This is a genomic window from Bacillus sp. FSL K6-1366 (assembly GCF_037976695.1).
Lineage (GTDB): Bacteria > Bacillota > Bacilli > Bacillales > Bacillaceae > Bacillus > Bacillus subtilis.
This window is the reverse complement of the sequence record NZ_CP150268.1, coordinates 1,403,836-1,418,613: the sequence shown is the minus strand read 5'-3', so window position 1 is coordinate 1,418,613 and position 14,778 is coordinate 1,403,836. Positions and strand designations below refer to the sequence as shown.

Here is a 14,778-nt window from a genome sequence, read left to right as displayed (position 1 = left end):
ATTTTTTGGATCGGCATGCTTAGACAACCGTTTGGACAATCAGTATAATGGGAATTAATATCATTAAACAGAGGTGTACGCATGGAAAAGCATAACGAACATAAAACATTAAACCATAAAAGCTCGAAAGAAAAGGATCAGATTACAAACCGGCTTAAGCGGATTGAGGGTCAAGTCAGAGGCATTCAAAACATGGTGGAAAACGACAGATATTGTGTAGATATTCTTGTGCAAATTTCAGCTGTTCAGGCGGCAATGAAAAATGTGGCGCTTCATTTGCTTGAGGATCATGCCCATCATTGTGTAGCAGATGCCATCAAAAGCGGAGACGGGGAACAGGCCATTTCTGAGCTTTTGGACGTATTTAAAAAGTTCACAAAATCATAAAGCGTTTTTTATTGTTATACCCTACGGGGGTATGGTAGGATAAAAATACAAAGAATAAACAGGAGGAATTGATATGGAACAAAAAACATTGCAAGTTGAAGGAATGTCCTGTCAGCACTGTGTCAAAGCAGTAGAAACAAGCGTAGGAGAACTGGACGGCGTCAGTGCCGTTCATGTCAATCTGGAAGCGGGTAAAGTCGATGTTTCGTTTGATGCTGACAAAGTATCAGTCAAAGATATTGCGGATGCGATAGAAGATCAGGGCTATGACGTAGCTGAGTGATTCAAGGTATCGCGCCTTTAGGGAGGCGCGATATTTCTTTCATTTTTATATACCCCCCAGGTGTATATAAAGGAGTGAGTATGTTGAGTGAACAAAAGGAAATCGCGATGCAGGTCTCTGGTATGACCTGTGCGGCATGTGCTGCCAGAATTGAAAAAGGACTGAAGCGGATGCCCGGTGTCACGGATGCAAATGTTAATCTGGCGACGGAAACATCAAATGTAATCTACGATCCTGCTGAAACAGGGACTGCAGCGATTCAAGAAAAAATAGAAAAGCTGGGCTATCACGTCGTTACAGAAAAAGCTGAATTCGATATTGAAGGCATGACCTGTGCGGCTTGCGCCAATCGGATAGAAAAACGGCTTAACAAAATAGAAGGCGTCGCAAACGCTCCAGTAAACTTCGCTTTAGAAACGGTTACGGTCGAGTACAATCCGAAAGAAGCGTCTGTCGGCGATTTAAAAGAAGCGGTAGATAAGCTTGGATATAAGCTAAAGTTGAAGGGTGAACAGGACAGTGAGGCTGCTGCTGCTAAAAAGAAAGAAGAACGGAAGCAAACGGCGAGACTGATTTTTTCAGCTGTCCTGTCATTTCCATTGCTTTGGGCGATGGTGAGCCATTTTACATTTACATCATTCATTTGGGTACCGGATATATTTCTCAATCCGTGGATGCAATTTGCGCTGGCGACACCAGTCCAGTTTCTGATCGGCTGGCCGTTTTATGTGGGTGCGTATAAGGCGCTCAGAAATAAAAGCGCCAATATGGATGTATTGGTCGCCCTCGGTACGACGGCTGCTTACGCTTATAGTCTTTATCTTACTTTTCAAAGCCTTGGCTCTCACGGGCATACAGACGGCCTTTACTATGAAACAAGCGCGATTTTGCTGACGCTGATTTTATTAGGCAAGTTGTTTGAAACAAAAGCAAAAGGCCGTTCCTCTGATGCGATTAAAAAGCTGATGAAGCTTCAAGCGAAAACAGCTACTGTTGTAAGAGACGGACAGGAGCAAATCATCCCGATCGACGAAGTGCTTGTTAATGACATTGTTTACGTCAAACCTGGCGAACGAATTCCTGTCGACGGAGAAGTGGTTGAAGGCCGTTCAGCGGTTGACGAATCGATGATTACAGGAGAAAGTCTTCCTGTTGACAAAAATCCTGGTGACAGCGTGACAGGTTCAACCGTTAACGCAAACGGTTTCCTGAAAATTAAAGCTGTCAACGTCGGAAAGGATACTGCGCTTTCTCATATCATCAAAATTGTTGAGGAAGCACAAGGGTCAAAAGCGCCGATCCAGCGTCTCGCTGACCAGATTTCAGGCATTTTTGTGCCCATTGTATTGGGGATTGCCGTTCTCACTTTTCTCATTTGGTACCTTTGGGCGGCTCCTGGCGATTTTGCCGAAGCGATCAGCAAGTTCATTGCGGTTCTTGTCATTGCCTGCCCTTGCGCCCTCGGTCTTGCCACTCCGACGAGCATAATGGCTGGATCTGGACGCGCTGCTGAATTCGGGATTTTATTTAAAGGCGGCGAGCATTTAGAAAAAACACATCGTCTCGATACCATTGTTCTTGATAAAACCGGAACCGTGACAAACGGGAAGCCGCGTCTGACGGATGCCATTCCATTCGGCCGTTTTGAAGAAAAAGATTTGCTTCAATTTGCAGCGGCAGCCGAAACGGGATCAGAGCATCCGCTTGGCGAAGCGATTATTGCTGGCGTGAAAGATAAAGGGCTTGAGATACCGAAGCTTACCCGCTTTGAAGCAAAAGTCGGCGCAGGCATTTTGGCTGAAGCCGGAGGAAAAAGCATTCTCGTCGGCACAAGAAAATTAATGGAGAGCGAACAGGTTGAGCATGGGGCTCTTCTCGCCAAAATGGAAGAGCTAGAGGCCGAAGGGAAAACAGTTATGCTTGTATCCATTGATGGAGAAGCAGCGGGGCTAGTAGCGGTTGCAGATACGATTAAGGATACGTCACGGAAGGCTGTTGCCCGTCTGAAAGAGTTGGGCCTTGATGTCATCATGATGACAGGAGACAATCGCAGAACCGCAGAAGCTATCGCGAAGGAAGCGGGAATTACGAATATCATTGCGGAAGTCCTTCCAGAACAAAAGGCAGCAGAAATTGCCCGCCTACAAAAAGAGGGCCGCCAGACGGCAATGGTAGGCGACGGAATTAACGATGCGCCGGCGCTTGCCACAGCTGACATCGGCATGGCGATTGGAACTGGCACGGACATTGCCATGGAAACAGCAGACATTACACTGATTCGCGGCGATCTGAACAGTATTGCCGACGCAATCCGCATGAGCAGATTGACAATGAAAAACATTAAACAAAATTTATTCTGGGCGCTTGGCTATAACAGCCTCGGCATCCCAATCGCAGCACTTGGATTTTTAGCACCGTGGATAGCAGGAGCAGCAATGGCATTCAGCTCCGTTTCCGTTGTTCTGAATGCTCTTCGTCTGCAAAAAGTAAAATGAAAAACCGGCTATATGCCGGTTTTTGTTTTTCATTGACACTTTCTTGGAAAACAACATATAATAGGTGTAACTTATATATGAGTATATGCTCATATATATTAAAATGAATGCAATACTCATTGATACGCTTTGAAAAGGGAACCCTAAATCGGAAGGTAAGGTGAGACTAGTGAAACAGGAATACGTTCTGGACGGTTTGGATTGCAGCAATTGTGCCCAAAAAATCGAAAATGGAGTCAAAGGCATAAAAGGCATTGACGGATGCGCGGTAAATTTTGCGGCAAGCACCTTAACTGTCTCAGCCGATGGGAAAGAAGAGCAATGGGTCACGAATAAAGTAGAGAAAAAAGTGAAATCAATTGATCCGCATGTAACGGTTCGCCAAAAGCATATAAAGAAATCAGCTGATGATGGCTATCGTAATCGAATGGTCAATATGCTGATCAGAATGGCGGCGGCTGTCATTCTCGGCGCAGCGGCATATTTGGTTCATTCGGGAACCATTGAACTTTTCCTTTTCCTCGCTGCTTATTTGATCATCGGCGGTGACATTATGATCCGCGCAGTCAAAAACATCATCCGCGGTCAGGTGTTTGATGAGCATTTCTTAATGGCTCTTGCTACAATCGGCGCCTTTCTGATTCAGCAATACCCTGAGGGCGTCGCCGTTATGCTGTTTTATCAAATCGGTGAGCTTTTTCAAGGTGCCGCGGTCAGCCGTTCCAGAAAATCAATTAGTGCGTTAATGGACATACGGCCTGATTACGCCAATCTCAAAACAAAGAACGGCATCGAACAGGTTTCCCCGGAGGATGTTCAGACAGGAGACATCATTGTGGTTAATCCGGGAGAAAGCATACCCCTGGACGGTAAGGTCGTGCAAGGGTCAGCGATGGTTGATACATCTGCTTTAACAGGTGAGTCCGTTCCGAGAAAAGCTGCGGAAGGACAAGATGTAATGTCAGGCTTTATCAATCAAAACGGCGTTCTGCATATTGAAGTCACAAAGGGCTATCAGGAATCAGCAGTATCAAAAATATTAGACTTGGTTCAGAATGCGAGCAGCCGTAAAGCCCGGACAGAAAACTTTATCACGAAGTTTGCCAAGTATTATACACCTGCTGTTGTGATCATCGCGGTATTGCTGGCCTTTGTTCCGCCGCTTGTTCTTTCTGGCGCCGCGCTTTCCGATTGGGTGTACCGCGCGCTTATCTTTTTAGTGATTTCTTGTCCTTGTGCGCTTGTTGTCTCCATTCCGCTCGGTTTCTTCGGCGGAATCGGAGCGTCCTCAAAGGCCGGAGTGCTTGTAAAGGGAAGCAATTATTTAGAAGCCTTGAATCAAGTCAAATACGCGGTGTTTGATAAAACGGGAACACTAACAAAAGGCAGCTTTGAAGTGACAGAAATCAAACCCGCGGAAGGTTTTACAAAGGATAGATTACTTGAAGCGGCGGCATACGCTGAGCTTCATTCACAGCATCCAATTGCTGAATCTGTGCGTAAAGCTTACGGGAAAATGCTTTCCTCCGATGAGATTGAGTCATACGAAGAAATCTCCGGTCACGGCATTTTTGCAAAGGTAAATGGAACTGAGATCCTTGCCGGGAATAAAAAGCTCATGGAAAGAGAACAAATTGAGGATGTCCCGGATGAAAATGCTGGAACAATCGTACACGTTGCTGTTGATCACCGCTATGCCGGAGCAATCATCATAGCGGATGAGATAAAGGAAGACGCAGCACAGGCGGTTGCTGATCTGAAGTCGCTTGGGATCAAACAGACAGCTATGCTGACGGGTGATTCGAAACAAACGGGAGAAGCCGTCGGAAAACAGCTTGGGATTGGTGAGGTATATGCAGAGCTGCTGCCGCAAGATAAAGTCGCGCAGGTCGAGGCATTAGAAGCTAAGCTTTTGCCTAATGAAAAACTCATTTTTGTCGGTGACGGTATCAATGATACACCAGTGCTTGCCCGCGCAGATATAGGGATCGCGATGGGAGGCCTTGGCTCAGATGCCGCGGTAGAAGCCGCAGACATCGTGCTAATGACAGATCAGCCGTCAAAAATTGCGGAAGCGATTCGGATTGCGAAACGGACACGGCGTATCGTGTGGCAAAACATCGGATTTGCTTTAGGTGTGAAAGCGATCTTTCTCATTCTTGGTGCATTTGGAATTGCGACCATGTGGGAAGCGGTTTTCTCAGATGTCGGCGTTACACTGCTTGCTGTGGCGAACGCCATGCGCGTCATGCGTCTCAAAAACAAATAAATTGTCGGAGAGAATTCATTTTTTCGGGGTTTTCTTATCGGCGCTTGTCTTGTTAAAATAAAGAAGTGGGTCAATTGCGATCCGCTTCTTTTTTAATTTTAAAACGATGAGGTGTCGGAGTGAAAAAGAAACAGCAGTCTTCTGCGAAATTCGCGGTCATCCTTACGGTTGTGGTTGTTGTATTGCTAGCAGCCATTGTCATCATTAATAACAAAACGGAACAAGGCAATGATGCGGTTTCCGGACAGCCGTCTATCAAAGGGCAGCCTGTGCTTGGCAAGGACGATGCACCGGTAACTGTAGTAGAATTCGGAGATTACAAATGTCCGTCTTGCAAGGTGTTTAACAGTGACATCTTTCCAAAAATACAAAAAGACTTTATTGATAAGGGCGATGTGAAATTTTCTTTCGTGAACGTCATGTTCCATGGAAAAGGTTCAAGGTTAGCGGCTCTTGCATCTGAAGAAGTATGGAAGGAAGACCCTGACTCTTTCTGGGATTTCCATGAAAAGCTGTTCGAAAAACAGCCGGATACGGAACAGGAATGGGTAACCCCAGGCCTCCTTGGTGATCTTGCAAAAAGCACCACAAAGATAAAACCTGAGACGCTCAAGGAAAATCTTGATAAGGAAACATTCGCTTCTCAAGTGGAAAAGGATTCTGACCTTAATCAAAAAATGAACATACAGGCAACACCGACGATTTATGTCAATGATAAAGTGATCAAAAATTTTGCGGATTATGATGAAATCAAAGAGACAATAGAAAAAGAGCTGAAAGGGAAGTAACAATATGAAAAATAGAATCGTATTTTTATATGCTTCCTGGGTTGTGGCTCTTATCGCTATGCTGGGCAGCCTGTATTTCAGTGAAATCAGAAAGTTTATTCCATGTGAACTGTGCTGGTACCAGCGTATCCTCATGTATCCGCTCGTCCTGATTTTAGGCATCGCCACCTTTCAAGGGGACACACGAGTGAAAAAATATGTGCTCCCGATGGCGATTATTGGGGCATTCATTTCGATCATGCATTACTTAGAGCAAAAAGTGCCCGGCTTTAGCGGCATTAAGCCATGTGTCAGCGGCGTGCCGTGCTCGGGCCAATATATTAACTGGTTTGGTTTTATTACGATTCCATTCCTGGCCCTGATTGCTTTTATCCTGATTATCATTTTTATGTGCCTGCTGAAAGGCGAAAAATCTGAATAACAAAAAAAGCGCCCGCGTATGCCGGGCGCTTTTTTAATTTCGCAAACTCATGTCCATCAGCAATAGCCGTATTCCCTCTAAATTTATCTTTTTTTCTCATAAAAATGTTATTGATTTTACGCTTGAGCGATTATAAAATCTAGAGGTCGTCAGAAAATTTAACAAACATAAAAGGGAGTCATCAGAATGGCTTGGGAGCTGCTCAGTGTGATTGGCATCATTGCGTTTGCAGTCAGCGGCGCAATTGTTGCGATGGAAGAGGAATATGATATTTTAGGAGTTTATATATTAGGGATTGTCACCGCTTTTGGAGGAGGAGCGATCCGCAATTTGCTGATCGGTGTTCCGGTGTCAGCGCTATGGGAGCAGGGAGCGTACTTTCAAATCGCGCTTTTATCTATTACAATTGTGTTTCTGTTTCCGAAGCTGCTGCTGAAGCATTGGAATAAGTGGGGCAATTTATCAGATGCGATCGGCCTCGCTGCCTTTGCTATCCAAGGCGCACTGTATGCCGTCAAAATGGGCCATCCGCTTAGTGCCGTGATCGTGGCTGCGGTGCTGACGGGAAGCGGGGGCGGGATCATCCGCGACCTTCTTGCCGGGCGCAAACCGCTTGTGCTGAAGGCAGAAATTTATGCAGTCTGGGCGGCTCTCGGCGGTTTAATCGTCGGCTTGGGCTGGCTGGGGAACTCGTTCGGCTTATACGTTCTGTTTTTCGTGCTCGTTGTTTGCCGGGTTTGTTCCTATATGTTTAATTGGAAGCTGCCAAACCGTTCTTTTCGCTTAGATAGTCAGTAAAATAAAAGAAACCTCTCCATGACGGAGAGGTTTCTTTTATGGTAGCCTGCCGGGATCAAATAAAAAGTCCTTTTCGAATGCTGACCGCGCAGAGCAAAGCTATTTGAAATTAATAGGTAGCCCAAAAGGTATAGCTGATGGTTTTTTTAGTTCCTGTGTTAGTGAATTTGAATCTGTATTTTGTTTTGTAGCTTTTAGAAGCTTGTTTGTAACTTAAATTTGTAGAGCCTTTTTTCGTTGCGTAAAAAGTTTTAACATTTTTCCAGCCTTTATTTGTCTTTTGTTGCAGAGTTGCTGTAATTTTCCCGCTGCCTGATCCATTTGATGTCATGTTGGCCCAAGTTCCTCGTCCTGGATAATAAATATGAAAAGTTGGCGAGTAAGTATAGTTTTTAAATGAGCCCGAATGGTAATGAGTACTCCATATTTGACCTTTTTTAACCCAATCTTTAGCTTCCGCTTTGTTGTTTACTAGGTCAATTGACGTAAAACTTGTTACGGCTACGACGAATGCCAGCAACAACATAGATAGCTTTTTCTTCACTGAGTATTTCCTCCTAACTAATTCTGGTTCTTTCTTCATGTTCATATCATAAACCGAGAGAAATAATGTAACATCGTCCTATTCTCCCAAATGAAAAACTTTAATTTGTTGAAATGTGTCGAAAATGGGTGAAAAATGACTATTTTACTGCGACTATAGATACGATAGCAGAGATGTAGTTGCTTTATGGAAGATGACAATAACAGCCAGTTTAGTCATTCTTCACGTTAGATGAACAGACAAATACGGTAAAGCTCTGCGGTGTTTTTAAAATGAAAAAGATATATTATATCGAAGATTGAAAGGAATAAGGAATCGATACTGATGAAAGAGAAGATTCGCAACCTAAGAAAAGCACGTCCAACAGTGATCAATGTGAAATCATAAGAGAAAAAACCCAAACCTTGATTGGTATTGGGTGAATGTGCTATTATAAATTGTATTTGCCAGTTTACATCATATATTTAATATATGTATCCAATTATATTTTACAGTATTTCATCTATGTTTGTCAACTATTTTCTGGAGGTGCCGTTCATGAATCAGCAGGATAAGGAATGGAAGGAAGAGCAGTCGAGAATAGATGAGGTGCTGAAGGAGCTCGAAAAAAAAGAGCGGTTTCTGGAAACGTCTGCGGGCGGGTTGAAGCATGATATCATCGGATTAAGAAAAAGCTTTTGGGAGGATGTTAAGGTTAATTTTGATGATGCCCATGAAGCGATTGAAACGATGGCAAGCATTAAGCAGCAGGCAGAGCTGCTGTCTGATCGGGAACAGAATCATCGGCGCATGGATCAGCAGCTCAAACGAATTCATCGATTGAAAAAATCGCCTTATTTCGGCCGGATTGATTTTATTGAAAACGGCGAGGCGGAGGCAGAGCGAATTTATATCGGTTTAGCTTCCTGTTTGGATGAGAAGGAGGAACACTTTCTAATCTATGACTGGAGGGCGCCGATATCAAGTTTGTACTACAATTATTCTCCAGGAAAAGCGGAGTACGAGGTGCCCGGTGAAACGATAGAAGGGGAAATGGTGCTGAAACGCCAGTTTATGATCAAAAACGGCGATCTCAAGGCGATGTTTAATACCGATATGACGATTGGCGATGAAATGCTGCAAGAGGTATTAAGCCATCACTCCGATACCCAAATGAAAAACATCGTGTCTACGATTCAGAAAGAACAAAATCAGATTATCCGTAATGAAAAAAGCAAGATCCTGATCGTGCAGGGAGCGGCTGGCAGCGGGAAAACATCGGCTGCGCTTCAGCGTGTCGCTTATTTGTTATACAGGCACCGCGGCGTCATTGATGCCGGACAAATCGTTTTGTTTTCTCCCAACTTCTTATTTAACAGCTATGTCTCCTCTGTTTTGCCGGAGTTAGGAGAAGAGAATATGGAGCAGGCGACGTTTCAGGAATATATCGAGCATCGTCTTGGCCGCAAGTTCAAATGTGAAAGCCCCTTTGATCAGCTCGAATATTGCCTGACCGAAACAAAGGGAGGCGATTTTCCAACAAGGCTTGCGGGAATCATATGGAAGGCGGGTTTATCCTTTCAGCAATTCATTAATGAATACGTCACACGGCTTTCCTCTGAAGGGATGATTTTTAAAAATATTATATTCCGCGGACAAAAGCTGATCACAAAGGAGCAAATTCAATCCTATTTTTACTCATTGGATCAAAATCACTCCATTCCGAATCGGATGGAGCAAACCGCGAAGTGGCTGCTGAGTGAGCTTAACAAGCTTGAGAAAAAGGAACGGCGAAAGGATTGGGTTGTTCATGAAGCTGAGCTGCTTGACAAAGAGGACTACCTGGACGTGTACAAAAAACTGCAGGAAAGGAAACGGTTCAGCGAGAGTACGTTTAACGATTATCAAAGAGAGCAGCAGCTGCTTGCCGCCATCATTGTGAAAAAAGCTTTCAAACCGCTCAAGCAGGCGGTCAGACTCCTTGCATTTCTTGATGTTACACAGCTGTATTTGCAATTGTTTTCTGGCTGGGGAGGAAAATTTCAGCATGAGAAGATGGATGCGATAGGTCAGCTGACCCGTTCGGCATTTACGGATAATAAATTGCTCTATGAGGACGCGGCACCGTTTCTTTATATGCAGGATCTGATTGAGAGCAGAAAGAAAAATACGAAGATCAAACATCTATTTATTGACGAAGCACAGGACTATTCACCGTTTCAGATGGCTTACATGAGAAGCATTTTTCCGGCTGCCAGCATGACAGTGCTCGGTGATATCAATCAGTCCATCTACGCGCATACCATACACGGGGATCAGCGTATGGATGCGTGCTTTGAGGATGAGCCTGCTGAGTATGTTCGTTTAAAGAGAACATACAGATCAACAAGGCAGATTGTCGAGTTTACCAAAGCGATGCTTCAAGATGGAGCGGATATTGAGCCGTTTAATAGAAGCGGGGAAATGCCGCTCGTTGTCAAAACTGAAGGACATGAGAGCCTTTGCCAAAAGCTCGCGCAAGAAATTGGACGGCTCAAGAAAAAAGGGCACGAAACAATAGCCGTCATCTGCAAGACTGCGCAGCAATGCATACAGGCGCACGCCCACATGAGTGAATATACAGATGTTCGCCTGATTCATAAAGAAAATCAACCATTCCAAAAGGGTGTTTGCGTGATTCCGGTGTATTTAGCAAAGGGAATTGAATTTGACGCAGTGCTTGTCTATGATGCATCTGAAGAACACTATCATACAGAGCACGACCGCAGGCTTTTATATACTGCGTGCACCCGTGCGATGCACATGCTGGCGGTATTTTATACAGGTGAAGCCAGTCCGTTTGTAACCGCTGTGCCGCCTCGCTTATATCAGATTGCTGAATGAAGAGAAGGGAGTCCTTCTCTTTTTTCTATTTACATGAAGCATAGCCGTTTTATCATTAGGATTCTTAATAGTTATCATCATGTAAATATATTTTACTTAAGCCTAGTATTCCGGTAAAGTTCAATTAGATGCAATTTTCGATCAGTTTATAACTTTGTGAGGTGGATACGTTGCAACTTCAGGTAATGAACAGTCCGTTTAATCAGGAGCAGGCAGAGCTCCTTAACCGCCTTCTGCCGACCTTGACCGAATCCCAGAAAATCTGGCTGAGCGGATATTTATCCGCTCAATCTGTTTCCGCCCAAGAAGCTGCGGGTGCGCCGGCGGCAGCTGTGTCTGCGGAAGCGGCGGCACCAGCCGTTTCAAAAGAAGTGACCGTTCTTTATGGTTCACAGACGGGAAACGCACAGGGGCTTGCAGAAAATGCCGGCAAGCAGCTTGAACAGAGCGGTTTTCAAGTGACCGTCTCATCCATGAGCGATTTTAAGCCGAATCAGCTGAAGAAGGTAAACAATCTTTTAATCGTCGTCAGTACGCATGGAGAAGGTGAGCCGCCTGATAACGCGCTTTCGTTTCACGAATTTCTGCACGGAAGACGGGCGCCTAAGCTTGAAGACCTGCGCTTTTCTGTTTTGGCGCTTGGTGACAGTTCGTACGAATTTTTCTGCCAGACAGGGAAAGAATTTGATCAGCGCTTAGAAGAACTCGGCGGAAAACGGATTTCTCCGCGCGTTGATTGCGATCTTGACTATGATGAACCGGCAGCCGAATGGCTTGAGGGTGTATTGAAGGGATTAAATGAAGCTGGGGGCGGAACCGCCGCACCTGCGCCGGCGGCTGCGTCTCAAACCGGTGAGTCTTCGTATTCCAGAACAAACCCGTTTCGGGCTGAAGTGTTAGAAAATTTAAATTTAAACGGCAGAGGATCAAATAAAGAAACACGCCATGTGGAGCTGTCTCTTGAAGGATCAGGCCTGACTTACGAGCCTGGTGACAGCCTCGGCGTCTATCCAGAAAATGATCCGGAACTTGTCGAGCTGCTCCTTAAGGAAATGAATTGGGACCCGGAAGAAATTGTGACGCTTAATAAGCAAGGTGATGTCCGTCCGCTGAAAGAAGCGCTGATTTCTCACTATGAGATTACCGTTCTCACAAAACCGCTTCTTGAACAGGCAGCCCAGCTGACAGGGAACGATGAGCTTAGAGAGCTTTTAGCCCCGGGAAATGAGGAGAATGTAAAAGCCTATATTGAAGGGCGCGATTTGCTTGATCTCGTCCGTGACTATGGCCCATTTAGTGTATCTGCGCAGGAGTTTGTCTCGATTTTGCGAAAAATGCCTGCCCGCCTTTATTCGATTGCAAGCAGTTTATCCGCAAATCCGGATGAAGTGCATTTAACAATCGGCGCAGTCCGCTACGATGCGCACGGCCGTGAACGAAAAGGCGTCTGCTCGATTTTGTGCGCGGAACGTCTGCAGCCAGGAGACACACTGCCGGTTTATGTACAGCACAATCAAAACTTTAAGCTTCCAAAAGACCCTGAAACACCGATTATCATGGTGGGCCCTGGGACAGGCGTCGCACCTTTCCGTTCCTTTATGCAGGAGCGTGAGGAGACGGGAGCGGAAGGAAAGGCATGGATGTTCTTTGGCGATCAGCACTTTGTCACGGATTTCCTTTACCAGACAGAGTGGCAGAATTGGCTCAAAGACGGTGTGCTGACAAAAATGGATGTGGCGTTCTCACGTGATACGGAAGAAAAAGTATATGTGCAGCACCGCATGCTTGAACATAGCGCAGAATTGTTTGAATGGCTTCAAGAAGGAGCGGCTGTTTACATTTGCGGAGATGAAAAGCATATGGCGCATGACGTCCATAACACATTACTTGAAATTATCGAAAAAGAAGGCAATATGAGCCGCGAAGAATCGGAGGCTTATCTTGCCGATATGCAGCAGCAAAAACGCTATCAGCGTGATGTATATTGATTTGACTTGAAAGGAGTTTTTCAACATGGTGACCAAAATTCTAAAAGCACCGGACGGCTCTCCAAGTGATGTTGAACGCATTAAAAAAGAAAGTGATTATTTGCGCGGCACGCTGAAAGAAGTGATGCTCGATCGAATCAGTGCCGGAATTCCGGATGATGACAACCGCCTGATGAAACATCACGGCAGTTATTTGCAGGATGACCGCGACCTCCGAAATGAACGCCAAAAGCAGAAGCTTGAGCCCGCATATCAGTTCATGCTGCGCGTGCGTATGCCAGGGGGCGTCTCGACGCCTGAACAATGGCTTGTCATGGATGACCTGTCCCAGAAATACGGGAACGGCACATTAAAATTGACGACACGTGAAACATTCCAAATGCACGGAATTCTGAAATGGAACATGAAGAAAACCATTCAGACGATCCACTCAGCACTTTTGGATACGATCGCAGCCTGCGGAGACGTAAACCGTAACGTCATGTGTGCATCAAACCCTTATCAATCTGAAATCCACTCAGAGGTATACGAGTGGTCTAAAAAATTAAGTGATGATCTGCTGCCGCGGACGAGAGCATATCATGAAATTTGGCTTGATGAGGAAAGAGTTGCCGGCACGCCGGAGGAAGAAGTCGAGCCAATGTACGGACCGCTCTATCTGCCGCGGAAGTTTAAAATCGGTATTGCCGTTCCGCCGTCTAATGATATTGACGTCTTTTCACAAGATCTGGGATTCATTGCGATTGTCGAGGATGGCAAGCTGATCGGTTTTAACGTGGCAATCGGCGGCGGTATGGGAATGACGCATGGCGATACTGCGACATATCCGCAATTAGCCAAGGTGATCGGTTTCTGCCGGCCTGAGCAAATGTATGACGTTGCTGAAAAAACGATTACGATTCAGCGTGATTACGGCAACCGTTCTGTCCGTAAAAATGCGCGGTTCAAATACACAGTTGACCGCCTCGGTTTAGAAAACGTAAAAGAAGAATTGGAAAACCGTCTCGGCTGGAGCCTGGAAGAAGCGAAGCCGTATCATTTCGATCATAACGGCGACCGCTATGGCTGGGTGGAAGGCATCGAGGATAAATGGCATTTCACGCTGTTTGTCGAAGGCGGCCGTATAACGGATTACGATGATTATAAGCTGATGACTGGCTTGCGGGAAATCGCCAAAGTTCATACAGGTGAGTTCCGGCTGACAGCCAATCAGAACTTAATGATTGCGAACGTTTCAAGCGATAAAAAAGAAGAAATCAGTGCTTTAATTGAACAGTACGGACTAACTGACGGCAAGCACTATTCAGCGCTTCGCCGCAGCTCGATGGCGTGCGTCGCTCTTCCGACCTGCGGATTGGCAATGGCTGAAGCAGAACGTTATTTGCCGACCCTGTTAGATAAGATTGAAGAGATTATTGACGAAAACGGCCTTCGTGATCAGGAAATCACCATTCGCATGACAGGATGCCCGAACGGCTGTGCACGTCATGCACTCGGTGAGATCGGATTTATCGGAAAGGCGCCGGGCAAATATAATATGTATCTTGGCGCTGCGTTTGACGGAAGCCGTTTAAGCAAAATGTACCGTGAAAACATCGGTGAAGCAGACATTTTAAGCGAACTGCGCATCCTTCTTTCCCGCTATGCGAAAGAACGCGAGGAAGGCGAGCATTTCGGTGACTTTGTCATTCGCGCGGGCATTATTAAAGCAACAACTGACGGTACGAATTTTCATGATTGAGAAAGAAAGACGAGAGACAGGGAGTAGCTTCCTGTCTCTTTTTTCTATAATTTGCTCTTCTGCAAAAAAGTTCACTGTGAGCATATCATGAGAAAAAATACCCTAAAAAGGGTACTATAAAAGAAGACAAGTGTGGAGAGAACTCCTGCGAAACCACATAGCGGATGCAAGGCCACCCTAGCTCAAGGGCTTTTAGACAAAC

The 14,778-nt window shown here is 45.4% G+C and carries 11 protein-coding genes; 10 read left to right on the top strand and 1 reads right to left on the bottom strand.

All coding sequences use genetic code 11. The features are described from left to right. The first annotated feature begins 81 nt into the window (after positions 1–81). The 7 genes from csoR to MHI44_RS07530 all read left to right on the top strand — a co-directional run bounded on the left by csoR (position 82) and on the right by MHI44_RS07530 (position 7,441). Positions 82–387: a copper-sensing transcriptional repressor CsoR gene (csoR, locus tag MHI44_RS07560; protein WP_003228404.1), complete on the top strand. Its 306-nt coding sequence runs from the start codon at positions 82–84 to the stop codon at positions 385–387. A 73-nt stretch (positions 388–460) separates the two neighbouring features. Further along, positions 461–670, top strand: a complete 210-nt coding sequence (gene copZ, locus MHI44_RS07555) for a copper chaperone CopZ (RefSeq protein WP_003228406.1) — start codon at positions 461–463, stop codon at positions 668–670. Between the two features lie 83 nt (positions 671–753). After that, positions 754–3,165, top strand: a complete 2,412-nt coding sequence (gene copA / locus MHI44_RS07550; protein WP_041850539.1) for a copper-exporting P-type ATPase CopA — start codon at positions 754–756, stop codon at positions 3,163–3,165. 160 nt (positions 3,166–3,325) lie between these two features. Beyond that, positions 3,326–5,434 carry a heavy metal translocating P-type ATPase gene (locus MHI44_RS07545; protein WP_125121138.1) on the top strand — a complete coding sequence of 703 codons (2,109 nt, stop codon included), beginning with the start codon at positions 3,326–3,328 and terminating at the stop codon, positions 5,432–5,434. 119 nt (positions 5,435–5,553) lie between these two features. Continuing rightward, positions 5,554–6,222 carry a disulfide bond formation protein BdbD gene (gene bdbD / locus MHI44_RS07540; RefSeq protein ID WP_003228414.1) on the top strand — a complete coding sequence of 223 codons (669 nt, stop codon included), beginning with the start codon at positions 5,554–5,556 and terminating at the stop codon, positions 6,220–6,222. A 4-nt stretch (positions 6,223–6,226) separates the two neighbouring features. After that, positions 6,227–6,643, top strand: coding sequence for a disulfide oxidoreductase (locus MHI44_RS07535; RefSeq protein ID WP_003228417.1), 417 nt, complete (start codon positions 6,227–6,229; stop codon positions 6,641–6,643). Between the two features lie 186 nt (positions 6,644–6,829). Beyond that, entirely contained in the window at positions 6,830–7,441 is a 612-nt protein-coding gene (locus MHI44_RS07530; RefSeq protein ID WP_003228419.1) for a trimeric intracellular cation channel family protein, read from the top strand. Positions 7,442–7,550: 109 nt separating this feature from the next. Here the strand turns inward: MHI44_RS07530 and MHI44_RS07525 are convergent, their stop codons facing one another. Further along, the gene (locus MHI44_RS07525; protein WP_042974768.1) at positions 7,551–7,985 is read right to left on the bottom strand and encodes a hypothetical protein; all 435 of its coding nucleotides are present in this window, start codon (positions 7,983–7,985) and stop codon (positions 7,551–7,553) included. Between the two features lie 537 nt (positions 7,986–8,522). Between MHI44_RS07525 and helD the strand changes: the two genes are divergently transcribed. The 3 genes from helD (at position 8,523) to cysI (ending at position 14,576) form a co-directional block, all read left to right on the top strand. Next, positions 8,523–10,847: a DNA helicase IV gene (gene helD / locus MHI44_RS07520; protein WP_339203251.1), complete on the top strand. Its 2,325-nt coding sequence runs from the start codon at positions 8,523–8,525 to the stop codon at positions 10,845–10,847. A 170-nt stretch (positions 10,848–11,017) separates the two neighbouring features. Beyond that, positions 11,018–12,835, top strand: a complete 1,818-nt coding sequence (locus tag MHI44_RS07515; RefSeq protein WP_256682973.1) for an assimilatory sulfite reductase (NADPH) flavoprotein subunit — start codon at positions 11,018–11,020, stop codon at positions 12,833–12,835. Between the two features lie 25 nt (positions 12,836–12,860). Continuing rightward, the gene (cysI, locus tag MHI44_RS07510; RefSeq protein WP_003243849.1) at positions 12,861–14,576 is read left to right on the top strand and encodes an assimilatory sulfite reductase (NADPH) hemoprotein subunit; all 1,716 of its coding nucleotides are present in this window, start codon (positions 12,861–12,863) and stop codon (positions 14,574–14,576) included. Positions 14,577–14,778: the final 202 nt, after the last annotated feature.